We start from the raw sequence: 21,436 nt of genomic DNA, 5'->3' as shown, positions 1-21,436 counted from the left end.
CCGGGGGTATTTTAATAAATGAGCATCAACTTACATGATTGGATTCTGGATGCCGATTTGGTGAGCATGCAAAAGGCAATGACTTCAGGTGAATATACATCCGAAGCTCTCGTTCTTGCATATATCGAACGCATTCATAAGTATAATCCTTTAATCAATGCCGTTTTAGAGATCAATCCAGATGCGCTTGAAATCGCAAGAAATCTTGACCTTGAGCGAAATACAACAGGTAGTAGGGGGCCGCTGCACGGAATTCCAATCCTGCTCAAGGATAATATCGATACGCATGACCGGATGCATACGAGCGCTGGTTCTATCGCATTAGCTGAGTCGTTTGCTTCTGAAGATTCGTTCATAGCCGCAAAGCTCCGCGCTGCTGGCGCAGTTCTTCTAGGTAAGGCAAATATGACCGAGTGGTCAAATTTTATGTCCAACCGTATGCCAGCTGGATACAGTTCCAGAGGCGGATATGTATTGAATCCATATGGACCTGGCAAGCTCTTCGTCAGCGGGTCAAGTTCTGGATCGGCTGCAGCCGTAGCGGCAAACCTGGCAGTAGCAGCGATCGGAACAGAAACAGCGGGTTCGATTATTGGGCCGGCCAGCCAACATTTTCTCGTCGGAATAAAGCCTACTGTAGGGCTTGCTAGCCGCAGCGGCATTATCCCGATCTCCATAAGTCAGGATACACCAGGACCAATTTCCAAGACAGTCACTGATGCAGCGACTCTACTCGGGGCAATCGTTGGGATTGACGAAAACGATAAGGCAACATGGACTAGCCCGAATCGTACTTTTCATGACTACACATCTTATCTCGACCGAGACTTTCTGCGTAAAGCTCGTATTGGGATTCCCAGACATTACTATCGATCGTTGGATGAAGAAAGACTTTCCATCATTGAATCCTCCATCGATGTTCTGCGTGAGCAAGGTGCAACAGTTATCGATCCTGTAGACCTCCATTTGGAACAACATCCATGGAATAATGATGTTATCTGCTACGAATTCAAAACAGGCTTGAATCACTATTTATCGAAGTTGAACTCAGATTTGCCCGTGCATTCTCTTCAGGAACTGATTGCTTATAATCAGAAACACGCTGCTTCCGCATTGAAGTTTGGCCAAGACAATCTGATTCGCTCGGAACAAAATACACTAAACGAGACAACCTATCAACTTAAACGTCAAGAATATAATCATCCGGCTGTAACGCAAGGGATTGACTATGTACTCGATCAACACGGCTTAGATGCATTAATGTTACCCGGCGACATTGATGGCATGTACATTGCTGCCCGGTTAGGGTATCCCCTTATTACGGTGCCCGCCGGTTATTCAGCAAAAGGAACAATTGATGCGGATGGCTATTCGACGCAAGGTCCATTTGGTGTTGTCTTTTCCGGGAGAGCTTTCAGTGAGCCTACGCTGATTAGCATCGCTTATAGTTTTGAGCAAGCAACACTTTTCCGTCGTTCGCCAGATCTGGGCGAATTGATGTAATTACTGTTTCCTAATGACACTATTTGAATTAACAACTATGTACTGACCATGTCAGTGCATTTGACTTACCCATCGTCGTTTAGGGGTCCCGCCAACATTTTAACGAAAATATACGCTAAGCCCTCAGTCGTATCTGGGGCTTGGCGTTTTTTTACTCTAAGTGGTAAAACCAGTGAAACTGCCAACCGCGAACGTTTGGATTATATTCGCCTGGTTGTTTGCGTCAATAATCACAGACGGCGATAGGCTGCCGACATGTATCGGCAGCCTAGTCTTTGTTGGATATTGAACGAACGTTTACGTTTACCGTTTGTGTAATGACTCATGATACGGTACACAGTATCACTCAAACGGCGAATTTTTAGGGTGCCCTTCGTAGTTTCGAATAATATGCGAGAATAGTAACACACTGGGGTTCTATTAACACAGAACTTCAACTATGAATCCTCCAGGTACTTTTACATAGAACGTTTATCCATGTGAATGTTGTGGGGACTCTACATCAAAACCGACTAGGTGGCATCCTGCTGTTCCAGCCATCTCAAAATCGCTTGGTTTGTTTCTTCCGGCTTTTCTTCCTGGATCCAATGACCGCAATCCAGATTGACCACTTCCACATTGGGCACGAACTTTGTCAGGTTTTCAGACTTCGCAACCACATCCCGGTCGCCGTAGATCATGAGGGTCGGCTGCTGGATGATTGGGTTCACTTTCGCCAATAAGCGCCAGTTGCGGTCAAGGTTCCTGTACCAATTTATGCTGCCCGTGAACCCTGCTGTTTCAAAAGCGGAGACGTAAACGGCCAGCTCGCTTTCGCTCATTACGGGCTCACCGAGCGGTGTTTCTGCCCTGGCGAGATTGATCAACGCCATACCTGGCTCAGGTGCTCTGAGAGGCTCGTTCTTCCGGTATAGGTTGCGAAGGAACCTGTATGTATTGTCTTCGAATACGGCGTCCGCGACGCCTGGCTGTCGATTGAAGTGGACGAAATAGAAATCGCCGCCAAGTATTTCTTCCATGAACTCGATCCAGGGTTTTTCTCCGCGCTCTTGGTAAGGCAAGCTCAGATTTATCACTTTATTGACGCGGTTTGGATGCAACAAGGTCAGTCCCCAAACGACGAATGCACCCCAGTCATGACCGACAAAGGTAGCGTCCTCGTATCCATAGTGATCGAGAAGCGCGATGAGATCACCCGACAAGTGTTCAATGTCATAGTCTGTTACTTCGGTCGGACGGGATGAGTTGCCGTAACCCCGCTGGTTGGGGACGATGACATGGTAGCCCGCTGCGGCAAGTGCGTCCATCTGATGGCGCCAAGAAAAGGCATGCTCTGGCCAGCCGTGGCAGAGTACAATAGGTTTTCCTGCGTTTTCTCGGCCTGCTTCAAACACTTCGAGTTCCACACCGTTGGCTGAAATAAGGGTGGGCTTGGGAAAATCGGTTGGATTAAACATTGAATTAAAACCTCCTTCTTGTGATACTTGTAGTATAATGGATAAAAGGTGACATCTAAGTGTCACCGTTCTGAAATCATGTAAAAAAAAGAGGGCAATTATGGACAAAGTGGAGAGACTCATTTCGATTATCATGATATTGCTGAAAAAAGAGGTTGTTTCTACAACGGAATTCTCCCAACTATTCAATGTCTCCAAAAGAACGATCCTTCGCGATATGGAAACATTGAGCTTATCGAACATCCCGATCTACTCTGTCCATGGGGTCAAAGGGGGCTACGGCATAATGGATGAATACAAGGTTGATAAACGCCTTTTAAGCAGCTCCGATTTACAGAATATATTAACTGCGCTCGGCGGATTGGAACAAATCCTCCGTACTGAAGAAGTTGAAAGAACAATAAAAAAAATAGAGGCAATGGTTAGTCCATTGTCTCTAAATCGTTCCATTCAACTGTCGTTTTATGATTGGGAAGGTCGGTCCGAGATTCTTGAAACCTTAAAGACATGTCAAGAATCCATTTCAAAAAAGAGGCTGGTTTCGATTGATTATACAGATAAGAACGGGGCTGTAACGAATAGAATGGTCGAGCCCTATGAGCTGCATTTTAGCGAATCGAGTTGGTACTTGAAAGGATTCTGTTTACATCAACAGGGATATCGAACATTCAAGTTATCTCGGATCGATCATATTACTATGGATGAACACCCGTTTCATCCTAGAGACGATTGGTCAGAGCAAGGACACGAAGCAAGTTATCTACCGCAATTCGTCACGATTAAGGCATGGATATCGCCTAGCATAAAAGATCAAATCATCGAAAGGTATGGTCGAAGAAGTATTGAAGACCATCGTTCTGGACTTTTATTAGCAACTATTTATGTCCCACAAAATCATATGGGATTTCAATTTTTAGCAAGCTTCGGCACTCATCTAAAAGTTGTAGAGCCCAAAACTTATGTTGAAGACTTTCGAAATTATTTATATCAAATGATGGAGAACTATTCCTGATAAAGGTCTCATCTCGGCATATATGACCGATTCCACATAAGTTGGCTCTTTACGCGCTACTTCTTAGATTCCGCTTCCTTCCACGTTCTACACGAAAGTCATCAATACGAACGCTCGGGATGGGGATGCCGTACACGTCATCGACGGTTTGCTCCACCATGAAACGGACTTGGCCATCGAGGAGCATTATACGGATACAGCCGGTTACACTGATCAAGTCTTTGGTTTAACGCATTTGCTCGGATTTCGCTTTGCGCCGCGCTTACGCGACTTGGCTGATTCCAAGCTCTACGCTATCGGGAAACCTTCCGATTTTCCTAAATTGGAGAAGCTGCTTCGCGGGCAGATTAATAAAAAGATCATTCAGGAAAACTACGACGATGTTCTCCGGCTGGCTCACTCCATCCGGGAAGGCACCGTTTCAGCATCACTCATTATGGGTAAAATCGGTTCCTATGCAAGACAAAACAGTTTGGCTACCGCGCTGCGAGAGATGGGGCGTATCGAGAAAACGATCTTCATCTTGGATTATCTTTCTAGCGAGGCGCTGCGGCGAAAAATCCATCGGGGGTTGAATAAAGGGGAAGCCATGAATGCGTTGGCCAGAGCGATCTTCTTCGGCAAACACGGCGAGCTGCGAGAACGTGCGCTACAAGACCAGCTTCAACGGGCAAGTGCGCTGAACATTATCATCAATGCAATTAGCGTTTGGAATACCGTCTATCTCCAGCAAGCGACAGAACACCACAAAAAACAAGGAAAGCTTCAGGAAGAACTACTAAACCACATTTCTCCGCTCGGATGGGAGCACATCAATTTCTTAGGCGAATACAAATTCAATTTCAGGCAGAATACGTCTCTTAATTCATTACGCCCGTTGAAACAACAGGAAGTTGAATGACCGGTTGGTCCGGGCTATGCCCGGACTATTGGGCTTAGAGTAAGAAAAAACGCTAAGCCGGTCACATACTAAGGCTTAGCGTATATTTTCGTTAAAATGTTGACGGGACCCCGTTTAGTGCGTTTTGGTATCTACGAGGTAACATGCTCACAAAATAGGGTATTTGGTACAGATGTACTGCTGGGCATTAAGCTAACGGGCAGTTATGCTTAATAACAAAATTCCATATTAGAAACACAATCCTCCATTTATAACCAGTTATTAAAAGAATATAATAAGGTCACTTATTCTATGAATTGAGAGGTGACACTATGGCAGATTACATTCAAGGTTTACGGCGATTAGTTGGTAATACTAAAGTAATTATGGTGGTAGCAGGGGCTATTGTCTTTAATGAAAATTATCAAGTACTATTACATCGTCGTTCAGACAATGGTTATTGGGGACTTCCAGGTGGTTTCATGGAACTTGGTGAGAAGATTGAAGATACTGCACGAAGAGAAGTCTACGAGGAAACTGGAATACGACTTGGCAAGATGGAGTTGTTCGGCATGTATTCAAATATTGAAAAGGTTTTCGGAAATGGAGATCAAACTTCATTAGTCCAAATCATTTTTACTTGTAATGATTTTGAAGGTGAATTACATACTTCCGACGAATCGTTAGAAACTAAATTTTTCTCGACTCATTCGCTACCGAATAATCTCTATCCCGACCACATGCTTTTCTTTGAGGATTTATTGTCTGGTGAAAAGCCACCTTTTGTTAAATAGAATGATTAGAATGGTGAAAAGGATCATTAAACTAACGGGTAACGATAGTTGAACAAATAAGGGGCAGTTTGCTGCTGCAGCTGTTCCCATTCTTTATTAAGCTAACGGGCAGTTTAGTTGCATTGGCTTTCAATAATTACCATGGTTGAAATTGCAAAAGTTTGCGACAATCAATGTTGTATTGATTACAAGAAAAAAGGAAGTTGAACTAAATGAAAAAGCTTATTGCCTCGTGCGCCGTTATTGGCATGATTTGTTTTAGTTCGTCTGCTCTTGCGGCCGAAAATATCAGTATTAAGGTAAAGAACAAGCAGGTGCAAACAGACAGTGCACCTGTTATCGTTCAAGGCAGGGTGCTGGTTCCGCTTCGTACCGTCTCAGAATCGCTCGGCGCGTCAGTCGAGTGGAATCAACAACAGAAAACTGCTATCGTTTCCAAGTGGTCAAAGAAAGCTTCGCTGACTGTCGGAAAAAAGACAGCATGGATTGAGAATAGTGCCGCTAGTGAGCTGAGTGGCGGCGTTTCATTGGATGTTACAGTGAGAATCATCAATAGTCGCGTATATGTACCTTTGCGGTTCATTTCACAGCAGCTCGACTACAAGGTGGACTACAAAAACAATACCGTCTCGATCCATTCGCCGTATGCAGGTATGTACAATGAGAATTTCTTCGCTCAGATATTATCGGGTGACTTGTCGAGAAGCAGATCCATCTTAAGCGCTAATACGAGTGCATACGGTTTACGCAATTATGAGCACCCGCCTTTGAAAACGATTCAACCTGCTTCAAGCGTAGCATATCTGTTTCCTGAAGGAGAGGCGCTGCGATTTTTCTTGATCGAAAACAATGAAACCATAACTTTTTTTGAGTATAAGGCTGATTTTTTCGTGGTCACTTGGCAGGCTCACGTTGAACAAGTAGAAGGCAATGCCATTGAACAATTATTTGCGGATAATCTTAAGGACCGCACAGGACCAACACCAAAAATTAAAAAGTCTTTTCTCTATAACTACTATGAAATGTACGGGAATTCGGTCTGGCGATCAGGACGCATCGATGTTGATGGAAAGTATACAGAGACTGGTTACAAAAAAGAGGACGGAGATTCATTTGGTACGATTTCAAGCGTGCTCCCGAATGAGGTTCGAAATGAATTCGTAACTATACCACAAAGTTATTCTTTAGCGTTATGAAATGGAAAACTAAAGAAGACGCGGCTCATCCCATTTTTTAAAAGAATGTAGCGCCTGATCCTCAGTTTAGAAACAACTGCAGTTTGGGGGGCAAATCATATAATTGATAGAATAATGGGAAATGATAAATGGATGATTAATAGAACTTTATTGAGCTAACGGGACACGATAGTTGAATAACACATGGATGAGCAGGCGCAGCGATGGCCTGCTCATTTCATTAAGCTAACGGGCAGGATAATTCAAAAACAAGTGGAATATATTTCGTTAACATACTAGAGTGAAGCAAGGAGTATTTCTTTTGCTACTAAGGTCTAAGGAGGAATTATGAAAAGATCCTATTATGTCTTTGGCATCTTATTTACAATGTTATTCGTGAGTATGTTCATCATATACAATAATAGAATTACGCCTATTTCATTAGAAATAGCTGAGAAAATAGCCCTTTTACAAGCAAAAAAAGATGGTTATATAAATGCGGAAATTTGGAATCGCTTTAACACAAAAACAAGTGAGAGATACTTTTTTTCTTCGAAAGAAAATAAAGACATTAAGGTGTGGCAGGTTGATATTGACGCAATTTATAATCCACTAATAAAAAATGCACCTGCCGCCGCTTATTTTATTAGTAAGAAAGATGGATCTATTGTTTCAGTCATAAAGGGTCTGACGCAAGCAGGCATGGATTTGGAGCTCAATGGGACAAAACTAAACGGAAAATCTTATGACTTCAAGATTAAAAATAAAGGGAACGTTAATTATACTATTGAATGGATGGAACCACTTATTCATATGAAAAAACAAGAAAGTAATTATGATGGAGAGGTAAGTAAATTAGAAATTAATAAGATAATTCTAGTTAATACAGAACTCTCTGTAAGTAACATCAAAATAAATGGATTAGAACAGCCTGATGCTAGCAAGGATATTGTCTATGGATTTAAAATTAAAGCAAAAGAAGAAAATGAGCCGTTTCTGCTAATTGACAATTACTATCGCAATATAACCAATATAAGTGATAAGTAATTCAGTATTAGTTGTTAAGCTAACGGGACACGTTAGCTCAATAAAACAATGGCAGTTTAGGACTTTATTTTCTCGTCCACGGCTACCTGGGGACAGTCTAATACTTTATTTTTTGCTCACACCGAATTCGTGATGGAGCAATGGCAGCGAGGAGCTACAATCATAGAACAGAAAGATACACACCACACCAACTCATGTTGGATGTGTCACTTTTAAGTGCACCATGCATGCTTTTGCTAAAGACTTTTCTCTTAATTCATGCATATGTTTTATTGAAGCTTCTTTCATTGTGACTTTCTCCTTATGTGGTAATGATTTCTAAATTATATTAAAAATCATCTCATTAAATAATTCACTAACAAAACAAAAAACCGCTTATTTGGCGGTTTCCACATATGATTTATTATGAGTTTTTATTAGTTGATATTTAGAAACCACTATATACATTAAATGACCTAATATAGAACCAAAAACATTTAAAAATACATCATCAATATCCGCAATACCTAAGCAAGTTACAAATTGAATGCCTTCAATCAAGATAATTATTACTAATGCTATAAACACTGTCTTAAAGAAAGATGACTTACTAGTTAGAAGTGCTATCAATAATCCCATAGGAACAAAAGCAAATATATTCAATGCCATAATTACTATTGCCATTTCATCTGAAAACAGTCGATAATTACGGAAAGATAAATAAATTGTTTTGAAAGGTTCAATATTAAAATTCCAATAACCGTCCGCCCTATTGATCTTAACGTAGTGAATTCTTTTCTCTATACCGTCAAAACTACCAAAGAACTTTAATGTTATAAAATTGAACAATAACGCTAAGTATAATATAAAAAGACCAACCAAAGTGTTTTTTTTCAAAGTTATTCGCAATGTAGCACCCCCAAACATATTGCCCACGATTATTTATAACTAGCAGTTTAAAGCTTATGAAATAGCTACAGAAACCTGACATTACAGTTCCTGTAGCTATTCTTTAGAACGAAGTCTTTACATTAGTACTTTCCAATTGAACCATATATGGTAGTATATGTATATAGAGAATTATATCTTTATTTTAGAATTAGAGGTGCAGCAAATGGGAAAGAAATATATAACCTACAGTCTCTTGATACTTACAGTTGGATTACTTGCATGGGGAGTGTATTCTTCATCAGATAGTCCGAATCAAGTCTACAAAGAGAAGACCACAATTAACGCTGGAGAAGTGAGGGCGGTATCAAACGGGGCAGTTGCGGTGTCAGCGAGTCTTCATGTGGATCGAATATACGGATCATTCGAAACAGTAAAAAACTATGTGACTGAAACAGAGTATCTGAACCTGAGTGCAAAGTTTGCTGGTTGGGAAAAGGAACTAGGTGATGATTACCCCAAGCTTGAGAAATTAATGAAGCGTATGACCTCAATTGTTGTGGAATACGGTGACAATGGAAATGTGGATCCTAATAATCTTAGCAATGAACTTGGCCTTGAGTATAAACAATTGCTTAAGGATATGCAGCCTTATTTCGATAAACTTAATAAGGATCTAAGCTAACGGGTACCAAGGACTCTATACAAACGAAGAAGGAGCTGCTGCGACAGCTCCTTTTTATATCTTAAAAAAATAAGGATTATTGTACAGATGTACTGCTAGGAGTTAAGCTAACGGGCAGTTTAGCGTGGTAGCATTCTGTGATTTCTCTTCCCTTTATTATATGGTAATATCAGTAAAATGAGTTCTTGCATGTCAGGTTGAGGGGGGACGAATCAATATATATGGGAGCAACTTTTACAGCTATTTTTCAAAATCAAGGATCTGATCTGATACTTGCTTGCAAAAAGCTCACTGAGATTATGCTTGATACACAAAATGATGAAGAAGTTTGGAATTGGACTTACTGCAAAAAAGATAATGAATTTGCAGAACGCATTAATATTCATGGTCAACTTGAATTTCAAACTATACATGGTTTTAACATTATATTAGGGAAGCATTTTTTTGAGTTCGACATTTTAATAGGATGGTACACACTCTTAGAAGATGAACGCTTGCAAAATCGGCTACGCCAAGATTTGAGACGTTTTGCAAAAGGCTTTGGGCCTGCTATCTATTTACCTGCTGACTGTAAAGTTGATGTTTTATATTATTTAAAAGAGGAGTTGTCTTGGGAAGATGTAGTGGGCGCATTAAATCAAGAATTGGGTAAACCTAAAAAAAGTCTAAAAGAATTATTGGAATGTATTGAAAGAGATGAGGAACGCTGCGGTTATTACGTTGAGTTATTTTGATATTCAGTTGACTACCGTATAGTTTCAGCATTCCAAATAGCTACTTCATTAAGCTAACGGGTAACGATAGTTAAACGAAACAAGGAGCAGTTTGCTGACTGCTCCCTTTCTTTGTTAAGCTAACGGGCAGGTTAGTATAATGCTTTAGTGGCTCATGATGGTAAAGTGATTGAGAATTTTGAGTAAAGCAAGGGGGATATGAGTGACAGCATCACTTGATCGTTATCTTAATGAAAAGTTCCTAGGACTGAAATTGGAATCTCCTCTATTTTATAACGCAGATATTGGCATTCGATTTGAAATTGGAGACCCGGATCCATTGGTTTCTGATGAGAAATACCGAGAACAAGTTCACTCTCGTTCTACCCATCTATTTAAAAAAGCACATAGCGATAGTGATGAATTATTTATTGTTTTATTCCTGGACTTTCAAAGAAAAAGAAAACCTTACAATATAAAAGTCTTTAAAAACGGCGTAAAGAACAAGAAAACTTTAAAAAAACTTAACTGTAATAGCATTGCGTTTTCTGATGAAGAGGATGATGGATGGGTATCTTACCGTTATGTATTGGGTTGCAAGGCATCAGATATTAAGGCCGCAATGTTTCTCTTCTCGCGTTATAGAATCTTCTTCGTAAATATAACGCGTGATACAATCTTTTATTTTTATGACAGCAGAGGCTTAGATATAGTTTCAAACTCAAAGGGGCCTCTCCAGAATCTTTACTTTAATTATAATCACTGGATTTTAGATTACGATAGAGCGAGCATCGACTCCATTTTCAAATCATAAGTTAACATCATTTCTACTCTAATGGGGAACGTTAGCACAACAACATCAGGCTGCCGGTACGATCGGCGGCCTGTTAAGCTAACGGGCAGGTTAGCGTGATAACTATGACTATCTTATAATTAAGTGAAAATCAGTTTATTAGATACATATACGGGGGTCAATATGAAAAAAATTGTACTTATAGGTTCTGGAGGTTCAGGCAAATCAACTTTGGCTAGCAAGCTGGGCGGAATATTATCGATTGAAGTTCATCATCTGGATGCAATCTTTTGGAAACCGGGTTGGATTAGCACGCCCAAAAACGAGCAAAAAGTTGTTCAGGAGGAGCTCATAAGTCATGACAGTTGGATTATCGATGGTAATTATGGAGGCACTTTAGACATTAGGTTACATGCGGCTGATACAATCATATTTGTTGATCTGTCAAGATGGATCTGCATTATCCGCGTGTTGAAGAGAAGATTCCAGTACCGCAACAAGAAGAGAACGGATATGGCTGAAGGTTGTGAAGAAAGGGTCAGTCTGGAATTTCTGAAATGGGTCTGGGAATACCCAGAAAAACAAAAACCAAAGATCTCAGAAAAACTTCGAAGGTTATCAAATGAAAAGAAAATAATCATTTTAAAGTCTCCGAAAGACGTTCGAGAATTTTTAGAAAACGTGGAATTGTTGAAGTAACGGGTACTATATCTTAACAATCACCAGAACGCAGCTGCCGGCATGTAACGGCAGCCGCGTTGAGCTAACTGGCAGGATAGCTTAATAACTCCGACGAATACCTCAATATAGAGAACTTTTATTTATGAGAGGGGTTAATGCATGGAGCCAAGATTTGAAACAAATCGCTTAATTCTCAGATTATTTGAAGCCTCGGATGCAAACATGGTTCAAACCTTAGCTGGAAACGAAGAAGTTGCACGTACAACTCTCTCAATTCCTCACCCATATCCTGATGGTGCGGCTGAAGCATGGATTGAACGCACTCGAAACGCATATCAAAAAGGGGAAATCTATTCTTTTGCAATGGTCAAAAAGGAAAATAAGATGCTTATTGGATGTGTAAGTTTACGTGTTTCAAAGAGTGAAAAACAGGCTGAATTAGCATACTGGGTTGGTCGTCCTTTTTGGGGGCGAGGATATGCCACAGAAGCTGCCCAAACGATAGTTAAATTTGGTTTTGAAGGGTTAAACTTAAATCGTATATTGGCTGCTGCGATGACGAAAAATCCAGCATCTTACAAGGTTATGCATAAACTAGGGATGAAGTCTGAAGACAATTTCCCTAAACAAGTTTTAAAATCTGGCATTTATGAAGACCTAGTTCATTATGGGTTAGTCAAATCAGATGCCATTTAAGATTGAACTAACGAGGAACGATAGTTGAATAACACATGGATGAGCAGGCGCAGCGGATGCCTGCTCATTTCATTAAGCTAACTGGCAGGATAGCGTAATTACATGTCATTAAAAAGACAAAAGTATATTAATTCACTTCCATTTTCTTCAACTATAATATTCTTGTAAGCGATTACTATATTGGAGGGATATAATGGCACACTACTCAATTCAGCCTGAGAGATCGACACTTCACGGCTCCTTTTCAAGAGATTTTGAACCTGTATTAACGATAAATTCAGGAGATTCGATTTGTTTTAGAACTCTAGATGCTGGTTGGGGGATGGAGCCATTTTCCGCCCCAGGTATAAGGAAACGATTTGAGCCAAGGGAAAGTTCAAGAGACGGGGGGCATGCCTTGTGTGGTCCAATCTTCATACGAGGGGCAGAACCAGGGATGACGCTTGAAATAAAAATTAATGAAATACACCTGGGTTCGTGGGGATGGAATAGTGCTGGGGGTTTCCCTCATCCTTTAAATAAAAGGCTAGGTCTTGCTGATGGAGAAGAGTACCATCTTAATTGGAATCTTGATAGTGATTTGATGATTGGTACAAGTGATAATGGACATAAAATTACCCTCCGTCCTTTTATGGGTGTAATGGGTATGCCACCTAATGAACCTGATATTCACTCAACTTTTCCACCACGTTTTTGTGGTGGTAACATTGACTGTAAAGAACTGATCGCCGGAAGCACATTATTCTTACCAATTCCAGTGTCAGGTGGGTTATTTTCAGTTGGTGACGGACACGCCGTACAGGGGGACGGTGAGGTTGGCTGTCCTGCATTAGAGTGCCCAATGGATGCTGTTAATCTTGAGTTCAGAATTCGTGAAGACATAAGTATTAAAATGCCTCGAGCAAAAACACCGACTTCGTGGATAACCATGGGATTCCATGAAGACTTGGATGAGGCATCAATAATTGCTTTAGATGGCATGTTGGATTTAATGTGTGATCTTTATGAATTTGATCGTAAAGAAGCGTTGGCTCTTTCAAGTTTAGTTGTTGATTTGCGCATTACACAAATAGTAAATGGAGTCCGTGGCGTTCATGCGGTGCACACACATGGATCCATAAGATAAACTTTACCTTGCTCAGAAAAGAGAGCTCATTTTATTAAGCTAACGGGCAGATTACCTTAAAGGACTCACGGTGTAGAAAGGTATTGAGACCATCACCTTGAATATATTGAATATTCAAAAATTATGTTGAAATGAGTGAATAACGTTGGAAGGAAACAGAAGAAAAGCCTATTTAGCCCTTAATTATCAAGCGTTATTAGATATCAAAAACAGTGGTGAATTCAATATTGATAACTTTAATCACGTATTTCGAGTAGCACATGCTTTTCATAATCTTGCCTTGTTCATTATGGAGGACTTTGTAGGATTTAACGAGGATGAGTTCTGGGGAAAAATAGCTGGTCTTGAAAGGGACTTTGGAATAACTCATTATAGCGAATTATTTGAAAAAGTAAGCTCAGACGAATTGTTACGCTAATGGGAAACGATAGTTGAACGGAAAATGGAGCAGTTTGCCGCGGCAGCTGCTCCATTTATTATTAAGCTAACGGGCAGGATAGTTCCAATATGTGGTATATTTAGGATTGGAACCATTACAGGCATGAATGCTATTATTCATATTTCAAGGAGGGAAGGGTATGGAGATTGATTTGGAAAAAAGGTTGAAAGAAATATGTAAATATCTGGTTGTGAAGCTAAAGGGAAATCAAGGAGAAAATGGGAATGCAATTATTGATCGGGACTTAATTAAACTTTTACATATATCTCTGGATGATTATAAAGATTCAATTGTTAATGAAGGATTGGTTTCTAAAGAATTGGTAGGTGCACTTTTTTATACCTGTAGCAGGTTTTATATACAAAGTAAATATTCTAATAACTCTGAAGATCTGTTGAAGGAATTTGATAAATTAAATACTAAGTTACTTAAAGTATTCTTCATATAAATTAACGATTAAAAAATCAATAGTTCGTTGAACTAACGGGACACGATAGTTCAATAAAAACACGGAAGCAGCCGACCACAATGATCGGCTGCTTCATTACGCTAACGGGCAGAATTCTTTAATGAGAGGTAGTTTTCTAAAGGAATTTCAGTACACTTTCTCGAACACTTCAAATGGTGAAATCTTCTCCAGTAATGGGGTTTTTGGAAGAGGGATTGTAAGGTGAAAACAACATTATTTTTAACTCGACACGGAGAAACGGAATGGAATGTTGAGGGAAAACTACAAGGTCATATGGATTCTCCATTAACTTTATTAGGTAAACAGCAAGCAAGATGGTTAAGGTCATCACTAATGGATATCCATTTTGATGCAATTTACTCCAGCACAAGTAAAAGAGCTTTTCATACTGCTGAAATAATACGTGATAAACAAGAATTTGATATTATTGCATGTGATAATTTGATGGAAATCAATTTGGGTACTTGGGAAGGTCAGAAACGAATTGATATTGAGAATACCTGTCTTGACGAGCATAACACATTTTGGAATACACCACATTTGTATGAGCCCAAAAATGATGGAGAATCCTTTACTAAATTACAAGATAGAATTATTGCAGCAATAAAAGAGATTGTATCAAAACATAAGGGAAGCAGTATTCTAATAGTTACTCATGCAATTGCACTTAAAGTTATCATGGCTCATTTTAGAGGTGAAACTCTTGAAAAGTTATGGACTCCGCCAATTATCCATCCTACCGCATTGAACAAGGTCACCATTGATGAATCCGAATATAACATTGAACTGTATGGAGATATTTCGCATTATCAAACCGTTCGAAAAGCAGTCGGAGCTATTGCCTATCAAGGGAATAAGGTTATCTTAGTTCATAGAGTATTGAATACTTTTGGGAAGGATTCTGGAGTATGGGATTTCCCAAAAGGAGGGTGTGAAGAAGGGGATTTAAGTTTAGAAGATGCTGTTTTACGTGAGTTGTTAGAGGAAACTGGAACTGATAAATACATAATAAAACAAGAACTTTCCGAGAAAATAACGTTCAATTTTAAAGAAGAGATTAAGAAAAAAATAGGTTTTAAACGCCAGGAAACAACCATGTTTCTTGTTGAGTTTATCGGCAAACCCGATGACTTGAAGCCCTGTGGTCATGAGATAGATGAAATAATGCTTGTTGAGTCAGGCAGCCTTTTAAATAAATTAACTCATCATGAAACCGCATCGTACATTGAAAAACACTGTGGGTTTTTATTAAGCTAACGGGAAACGATAGTTCAATACCATGAGGGCTACAAGTCGGGTGGCCCTTCGTTACGCTAACGGGCAGGATAGCTTAATCACATCGCCGAATTCCTTAAAGATGGTGAATCTACGAAAGTAGCAAGCGTGGTCGCATAACATATTATCAGACAACCAAAGTTGGTGTAAAAATGATAGAAATTGTTTATGACACAGAGAAAGAACGTATTTTTGAATTTAGTTATAAACTGCGAGAATATATTCCAGATTCAATTTATAAAGAGCATCCTCGATATACTGAATTACATTTCATTCAAGGATTATTTGAACTTGAACCATGTATTCAGTTTATTGGTGAATTCCCAATGATTTGGAGTATTCATTATAAGTACAAATATAAGGATAAAGGTTATATTCTTGTTTTAGATGAGGATTACGGTTTTGTTAGTTATGCAGTTGATAATCCTTCAGATAGGAAAGAAGTTGCAGAGTATATTTACAGCCTAATAGCCAAAGTTTGAATGTAACTAAAAGGGTGTTCGCCAGAGGCATTTTGTATTGAACTAACGGGAAACATTAGTTCAACGCAACAAGATATAGCCCAAGGTGTTATTTAATATTGATCGAGGTGGAAGGTTATTATGGGAAACATCACAATAAAGGAGCTTTTAGAACTCCCCATTAAATTAACTCCAGTTCTGAATGTCCCAACTGGATATGGACCATGGACTGTTGAGAAACAGGAGGTGGTCATTGATGAGATATTTAAAGGATTTATTGTCGGAGGATTTACGTGGAAAGATGAATATACCATTGTTGATGTTAATAGTTATCACCTGTATACATCAATTCATGATTTTATCGGTGGAAAATTCACTTTGCACGGGGTGAAGTATGAAGAACTGACTGATGTGCAAAAAAACGTTTTTCTTGAGTATAAATTATCGTACCTTCAGGACAATAGGAGTCTTGATGAAAGAAAGAAAGCAATTATGAAACACTATAATCTATAGCTAATTCAAAAATCGGCAGCCCGTACACGCGTATGGGCTGCCATTTCATTGAACTAACGGGGAACGTTAGTTCATTTAGGCTCTGCAGTGACCTGCTCATTTTATTAAGCTAACGGGCAGGATACTGGCACAATGTTGAAGAAATAAACTGGAAATGAGACTGCGAGGTGAGCTCTAATCGAAAAATGTATTGAAGTAAACAAAATAATGAATAAATTTCGTATGCCTTGGGCTATTGCTGGAGGATGGTCGATCGATCTCTATCTAGGTAAAGTAACACGAGATCACTCTGACATTGAAATAGCTATTTTAAGAGACCATCAATTAGCTATACGAGAATATCTGACTGGTTGGGATTATAAGAAGGTCCAAGGCGGAAAAATAATAACGTGGTCTGAAAATGAAATATTAGAACTACCTATCCATGAAACCTACGCAGAAAAAGTTACTGAGAAGATTGAGATCCTCTTAAATGAATCCGACAATGATTGGTGGATATATCGCAGGGATTCTCGGATACAACGAGAGATGCAAAAAACGATATTAATTACAGCTAACGGAATCCCATACTTAAGTCCAGAAATTACATTGCTATTCAAATCAAAGAACCCAGAACCAAAAGACGAAAAGGACTTTAAGAATATTGTTAATTACCTGGATGGTGAACAAAAAGCTTGGCTGCAAACATCACTTAAGCTCGTATATACCGAGCATCCTTGGATTGAGTCACTAAGCTAACGGGGAACGTTAGTTGAACAAACAAGGAGCAATTCGCTGCGGCAGTTGCTCTCTTTCTTTGTTAAGCTAACTGGTAGGATAGTGCTAACCACTAGCAACATATCAAATGATTACAACGTCGATTGTGTAAAAAAGCAAGGAGGTTGCCAAATGAAACAGGTTTTTATGTTATTCCTTTTGTTTACATTACTTTTTCTTAGTGCTTGTAACGCCAAAATTGAATCACAGCAACCCTCTTTATCCGAAACTAATAAATCCAGTTCACCTGAATTTATTGGCTATGTTACGAAGATTGAAAATCAAAGAGCATTAGTAGTTAGTTCCATCAGTAAAGAAATAAACCAAACAAGGAAAGAGTTTTACGACGCAGTATGGGTTTCAAACATCCCTTCAGATGTAAAAGTAGGAGAAATCGTTCATGTATGGTTTGAGGGTGAATTGGCTACTTCTTACCCTGGTCAGGGAAAGGCGGCGAAGGTCACGATTGCCGAAATAAAAAAACCTGAAAAAGCAATACTTTCTCCTGACGAAATAATACGTAAAGCACTTACAAATAAAGACATTTCAAATGTTAACATCCTTGTTGTCAAAGAAGTGAATTATGATGAAAAATCAGCGGTATGGACTCTAAGATACAAAAGTGCAATGATTACAGATGGCTCATTAGAAGAGCGTACTATACAAGTACCTGATAGATAATCGTTAAGCTAACGGGAAACGTTAGTTGAATAGTACATAACGATGAGCAGGCGCTGCGGTAGCCTGCTCATTTTATTAAGCTAACGGGCAGGATAATTCCAATATGTGGTATAATTTTTACGATCTAAAAAAGTGGGGTTAGAGGAGGATTCGTAGCGGTGAACAAAGACGATATTGTAATTAATCAAATTACAGAGTTAGATAAATTGGAATCTACAAAATCATTACAATCGACAATCAGTAAACTTGAGAATGCCTTGTCCCAGATGACTCAAAATGGTGCAAATACTACCCTAGTAAAGAAACGACTCAAAGCTGTTTACATCGGCTTAGCCATGCTAGAACACGTTTGGAATCAAAGACCCCATCATTACACCCAGGAAGATTTAGCAGAAGCTCGCAATGTGATTACTGGTTTATTTCCATCAATTGAAAACAGTTATACTAAGTCAAAGGCAGGTAGTCCCCAAAGAACGCTTTTAGAAAGAAGAATTAAAGCGTTGGAACTTGCTGTTCAAGCGATTGACGATCTTTCCACTAAATAACTCATAATGTAAACGAAGCGTTTGGGAGTAATCTTAGTTCACCTTACTGAACAAAAACAAACTGAAACCCTTTTAAAATATGATTCCGGAGTTGTAAAGCCACTAAACTAACGGGTAACGATAGTTCAATAAACTTCAGCTCCTTATCTATCTATCTATATAATCAAAATGATTCATTATGGGGGGAGAGTATGCCTTGTGCCCATGAATTTGGGATACTTGATGATTTAGACAAACTGAAAGATTACAATGATTATGAACCACTCAAATATAACTGTATTTCTGTTGATGATGAGAGTATAACTWGTGTAAATAAACATTTATCTATCATGAAAACCTACTTTCATTCTTTTAATCGCCCTGAATTTGGTTTAGCCTATTGGGGAATTACAATTATTCCACCTGAGTCATTGTCATTGTTTTATGATGTTGTCACGTCTTTAGAGCACTTTAAGAAATCAGTTGGGCTTAATGAACTAGCATCAAAAATTTTACAAGCAAAAGAAAAACAGAAATATATGATACATTTCGGAATTTGAACTTAATGTATTGTGTGGTTATTGAACTAACGGGTAACGTTAGTTGAACAAATTAGGGGCAGTTTGCTACGGCAGCTACTCCATTTCTTTATTAAGCTAACGGGCAGTTTAGTGGAATAAAGAAAAATGTTAAAATAATAAAATAGGAGCTGATTGATATTGAATTTTTAACAAGTAGTTTATATAACGAGGTAAATAGTTATTTTTCAATTAGTCATAAGGTTGACTTAAAGATAAGGGAGATATTAAATGAAACCATTGTGGACGATTTACAAATAAATCTTAAAGAGCAAGATATGGATATTAATCTGATGGTTTCTACAAATAAAGCAACATTAAATGTAGAGGTGAAAGGACCCTCTGTTAGTAGAAAATACAAAATTATTAACTGGGGATTATGGTTACCTTATGAGGCTATTGTCAGCTCTACTGAACAAGTAATTCCTTATCTAAAGCATTATTATGAAGCCCTAGTGATTTTATTGGACAAATATGGAGTTAGTGAAGAACGTCTAAGGGAAGTCTGGAATGTTGTGGAAAGTGAAATTATTGGAAACAGTGAGTATAAGTATGAAGAAGATGATATCGAGTATGATTTTTCGGATTTAGATTTAAGTTAGTGAAAGAAGATTCCTTGATTGGCTTTCATGACTTTCAAGGTTTCGGTCTCTAAGTAAATCTGAATCGACATACTTTAACGAAATCATTTGCTATCAATGTTGCTTACGATGGCATTACGCTAACGGGTAACGATAGTTGAATACCAAAAGAGCGGCCGCAGGCGGCCCTTTGTTCAGCTCCTTGGAACAATTTCCTTGATTTCAATAACGTCTTTGGTTTCCGCATTAACTTTTATTTTATATTCCCGTACTTGAAACCCTGGCTCATATTTAACTGTAAAAACATTAAAATTGTAAACGGGATCATTGAGAAAAGTAAATGACCAACTGATTCTAACACCTATCTGACTTATGCGATATCCATCAGATATTGGAGTTGCTTTTTTAGCAATTTGAATTGCTTCCTGGCTCGGTATAGACGTCTGGTTAAATTTGAACAAAGCAATCATATAGATTAAAAGACATGTTCCAATAAGTAAAAAAACTCGTCCCTTCATATAGGAACCTCCAAGATTAAATGATTATTTTATTAATCATATGCGATACCCTTACAATGGTTTCTTTAGAGACATATTCAGTATTCATTTCTCAGTTAATCGATAGATCAAGAATATCAGCGGCAAACTGCTCCATGTTCATTAAGCTAACGGGACACGTTAGTTCAATGGAACAGCGACAGTCTAGGATTCTATTTTCTCGTCCTTGGCTGTCGCTATCCAGAGAAAAAATAGTATTAGACTGGCGGCAGTTGGAGAAAGCTTTAATAATGTTAGAATATTAAAATGGTAAACTTTGGAGGCACACCACTRTAATAAGACTTATAACGAAATTAAGTTCTTGATATATCCCATCAAGGACATATTATGAAACAGTGCTTTAATAAAGGAGTTGTATAAAATGAATGAAAATATAGGTACAGAAATAAAACGTTCTTCAAAAACAGAAAACATTCTACCTCAGATCAATAGTAAAACTAAGCTAGGCGACTTACGAAAAATAGCAAAGGAAATTAAAAAAGATCACGAACTAGCTATGGAACTTTGGTCAACCGAAGAGTTTTTGCCCAGACTATTAGCAATCTTAATTATGGATAAAAAACTTCTTTCACAAGAAGTGCTAAATAAGCTTGATAAGGATATGCAGACTCACACTTTTGATGAGCGAAATAACTTAATGGATTGGTTAATGGCTAATCAGCTCACCAAAGACAAGAAGACAATTGCATTGATGGAGTCATGGGGAACTAGCCCTTCTGCTCTTCAAAGGCGAGCTTTCTGGTATTATCAAGCGCGATTGAGATGGACTGGACAAACACCGCCTGATAACACCGCAGACTTACTATCTACATTAGAAGCTAATATTACGCAGGAAGAACCGGAAGTTCAATGGGCTATGAATTTCACCGCAGGTTGGATAGGCGTTTATGATGAAAAGAATCGTGCACGTTGTATTAAACTTGGTGAGAAAGCGGGTCTTTACAAAGAGGAAATAGTAGSAAAAGGATGTACTCCCAGCTATTTACCGGAGTTCATTACGATTGAAGTTAACAAACGACAAAATAATTAGTTACCTTTGAAAAATTTATTAAGGATTAATGTAAAAAATAAAGGAATTCAAATCCTTAATTATGAAAATTGTAATAGGCTTGGACCGAAAAATAAAGAAAACAACGCGTTATGGCAGCTAGTTAGTGAAATATGCAAGGAAGA

The 21,436-nt window shown here is 38.7% G+C and carries 25 protein-coding genes and 1 pseudogene; 23 read left to right on the top strand and 3 right to left on the bottom strand.

Annotated features, from left to right (window positions below; genetic code table 11):
* The first annotated feature begins 18 nt into the window (after positions 1-18).
* Complete coding sequence (locus AC787_RS11745; RefSeq protein WP_054024956.1) at positions 19-1,503, top strand: amidase family protein; 1,485 nt, start codon at positions 19-21, stop codon at positions 1,501-1,503.
* 512 nt (positions 1,504-2,015) lie between these two features.
* On the opposite strand, the gene AC787_RS11740 is transcribed toward AC787_RS11745, so the two are convergent.
* On the bottom strand, positions 2,016-2,960 hold the full coding sequence (locus AC787_RS11740) for an alpha/beta fold hydrolase (RefSeq protein ID WP_054024955.1): 945 nt from the start codon (positions 2,958-2,960) through the stop codon (positions 2,016-2,018).
* A gap of 100 nt (positions 2,961-3,060) precedes the next feature.
* On the opposite strand from AC787_RS11740, the gene AC787_RS11735 reads away from it, so the two are divergent.
* From AC787_RS11735 to AC787_RS11715, 5 genes and pseudogenes are all read left to right on the top strand, one after another.
* Entirely contained in the window at positions 3,061-3,972 is a 912-nt protein-coding gene (locus tag AC787_RS11735; protein ID WP_054024954.1) for a helix-turn-helix transcriptional regulator, read from the top strand.
* Between the two features lie 79 nt (positions 3,973-4,051).
* Positions 4,052-4,873 (top strand): annotated as a pseudogene (locus AC787_RS11730) (Tn3 family transposase); the annotation flags it as partial.
* A gap of 311 nt (positions 4,874-5,184) precedes the next feature.
* Positions 5,185-5,646, top strand: a complete 462-nt coding sequence (locus AC787_RS11725) for an NUDIX hydrolase (RefSeq protein WP_054024952.1) — start codon at positions 5,185-5,187, stop codon at positions 5,644-5,646.
* 212 nt (positions 5,647-5,858) lie between these two features.
* Positions 5,859-6,842 (top strand): copper amine oxidase N-terminal domain-containing protein, encoded by a 984-nt coding sequence (locus AC787_RS11720; protein ID WP_054024951.1) that lies wholly within the window; start codon positions 5,859-5,861, stop codon positions 6,840-6,842.
* A gap of 327 nt (positions 6,843-7,169) precedes the next feature.
* Entirely contained in the window at positions 7,170-7,868 is a 699-nt protein-coding gene (locus tag AC787_RS11715) for a hypothetical protein (RefSeq protein ID WP_054024950.1), read from the top strand.
* 375 nt (positions 7,869-8,243) lie between these two features.
* On the opposite strand, the gene AC787_RS11710 is transcribed toward AC787_RS11715, so the two are convergent.
* Positions 8,244-8,756, bottom strand: coding sequence for a VanZ family protein (locus AC787_RS11710; RefSeq protein WP_054024949.1), 513 nt, complete (start codon positions 8,754-8,756; stop codon positions 8,244-8,246).
* A gap of 205 nt (positions 8,757-8,961) precedes the next feature.
* Here AC787_RS11710 and AC787_RS11705 point away from each other — a divergent pair, with 205 nt between their 5' ends.
* The 16 genes from AC787_RS11705 to AC787_RS11630 all read left to right on the top strand — a co-directional run bounded on the left by AC787_RS11705 (position 8,962) and on the right by AC787_RS11630 (position 19,727).
* Positions 8,962-9,420, top strand: coding sequence for a DUF3600 domain-containing protein (locus tag AC787_RS11705; RefSeq protein WP_054024948.1), 459 nt, complete (start codon positions 8,962-8,964; stop codon positions 9,418-9,420).
* Positions 9,421-9,641: 221 nt separating this feature from the next.
* Positions 9,642-10,154, top strand: coding sequence for a hypothetical protein (locus AC787_RS11700; protein ID WP_054024947.1), 513 nt, complete (start codon positions 9,642-9,644; stop codon positions 10,152-10,154).
* A gap of 202 nt (positions 10,155-10,356) precedes the next feature.
* Positions 10,357-10,947, top strand: a complete 591-nt coding sequence (locus AC787_RS11695) for a DUF3885 domain-containing protein (RefSeq protein WP_054024946.1) — start codon at positions 10,357-10,359, stop codon at positions 10,945-10,947.
* Between the two features lie 162 nt (positions 10,948-11,109).
* Positions 11,110-11,625, top strand: coding sequence for a DNA topology modulation protein (locus AC787_RS11690; protein ID WP_054024945.1), 516 nt, complete (start codon positions 11,110-11,112; stop codon positions 11,623-11,625).
* Positions 11,626-11,766: 141 nt separating this feature from the next.
* The gene (locus tag AC787_RS11685) at positions 11,767-12,303 is read left to right on the top strand and encodes a GNAT family N-acetyltransferase (protein ID WP_054024944.1); all 537 of its coding nucleotides are present in this window, start codon (positions 11,767-11,769) and stop codon (positions 12,301-12,303) included.
* Between the two features lie 193 nt (positions 12,304-12,496).
* Positions 12,497-13,429, top strand: coding sequence for an acetamidase/formamidase family protein (locus AC787_RS11680; protein WP_054024943.1), 933 nt, complete (start codon positions 12,497-12,499; stop codon positions 13,427-13,429).
* Between the two features lie 145 nt (positions 13,430-13,574).
* A complete protein-coding gene (locus tag AC787_RS11675) occupies positions 13,575-13,847 on the top strand; it encodes a hypothetical protein (protein WP_054024942.1) in 273 nt (90 codons plus the stop codon).
* 160 nt (positions 13,848-14,007) lie between these two features.
* Positions 14,008-14,316, top strand: coding sequence for a hypothetical protein (locus tag AC787_RS11670; RefSeq protein WP_054024941.1), 309 nt, complete (start codon positions 14,008-14,010; stop codon positions 14,314-14,316).
* Between the two features lie 222 nt (positions 14,317-14,538).
* On the top strand, positions 14,539-15,594 hold the full coding sequence (locus tag AC787_RS32925; protein ID WP_063847511.1) for a histidine phosphatase family protein: 1,056 nt from the start codon (positions 14,539-14,541) through the stop codon (positions 15,592-15,594).
* 170 nt (positions 15,595-15,764) lie between these two features.
* On the top strand, positions 15,765-16,094 hold the full coding sequence (locus AC787_RS11660) for a hypothetical protein (RefSeq protein WP_054024940.1): 330 nt from the start codon (positions 15,765-15,767) through the stop codon (positions 16,092-16,094).
* 120 nt (positions 16,095-16,214) lie between these two features.
* Complete coding sequence (locus AC787_RS11655) at positions 16,215-16,586, top strand: hypothetical protein (protein ID WP_054024939.1); 372 nt, start codon at positions 16,215-16,217, stop codon at positions 16,584-16,586.
* A 177-nt stretch (positions 16,587-16,763) separates the two neighbouring features.
* A complete protein-coding gene (locus AC787_RS11650; RefSeq protein WP_414730981.1) occupies positions 16,764-17,324 on the top strand; it encodes a nucleotidyltransferase domain-containing protein in 561 nt (186 codons plus the stop codon).
* A 150-nt stretch (positions 17,325-17,474) separates the two neighbouring features.
* A complete protein-coding gene (locus AC787_RS11645; RefSeq protein WP_054024937.1) occupies positions 17,475-18,023 on the top strand; it encodes a DUF3221 domain-containing protein in 549 nt (182 codons plus the stop codon).
* A gap of 158 nt (positions 18,024-18,181) precedes the next feature.
* Positions 18,182-18,568 (top strand): hypothetical protein, encoded by a 387-nt coding sequence (locus AC787_RS11640; RefSeq protein WP_018759791.1) that lies wholly within the window; start codon positions 18,182-18,184, stop codon positions 18,566-18,568.
* 191 nt (positions 18,569-18,759) lie between these two features.
* Positions 18,760-19,107: a hypothetical protein gene (locus AC787_RS11635; RefSeq protein ID WP_054024936.1), complete on the top strand. Its 348-nt coding sequence runs from the start codon at positions 18,760-18,762 to the stop codon at positions 19,105-19,107.
* Between the two features lie 296 nt (positions 19,108-19,403).
* Positions 19,404-19,727 carry a hypothetical protein gene (locus AC787_RS11630; RefSeq protein ID WP_161807529.1) on the top strand — a complete coding sequence of 108 codons (324 nt, stop codon included), beginning with the start codon at positions 19,404-19,406 and terminating at the stop codon, positions 19,725-19,727.
* Positions 19,728-19,900: 173 nt separating this feature from the next.
* Here AC787_RS11630 and AC787_RS11625 read toward each other — a convergent pair whose 3' ends face one another.
* Positions 19,901-20,224 (bottom strand): PepSY domain-containing protein, encoded by a 324-nt coding sequence (locus tag AC787_RS11625; RefSeq protein ID WP_054024934.1) that lies wholly within the window; start codon positions 20,222-20,224, stop codon positions 19,901-19,903.
* Positions 20,225-20,624: 400 nt separating this feature from the next.
* Here AC787_RS11625 and AC787_RS11620 point away from each other — a divergent pair, with 400 nt between their 5' ends.
* Positions 20,625-21,293 (top strand): DNA alkylation repair protein, encoded by a 669-nt coding sequence (locus AC787_RS11620; RefSeq protein WP_054024933.1) that lies wholly within the window; start codon positions 20,625-20,627, stop codon positions 21,291-21,293.
* The last annotated feature ends 143 nt before the right edge of the window (positions 21,294-21,436 follow it).

It is taken from the genome of Bacillus sp. FJAT-28004 (assembly GCF_001280845.1).
In the GTDB taxonomy this organism is placed as follows: Bacteria; Bacillota; Bacilli; order Paenibacillales; family Paenibacillaceae; genus Pristimantibacillus.
This window is presented reverse-complemented; position numbering and strand designations above follow the sequence as displayed.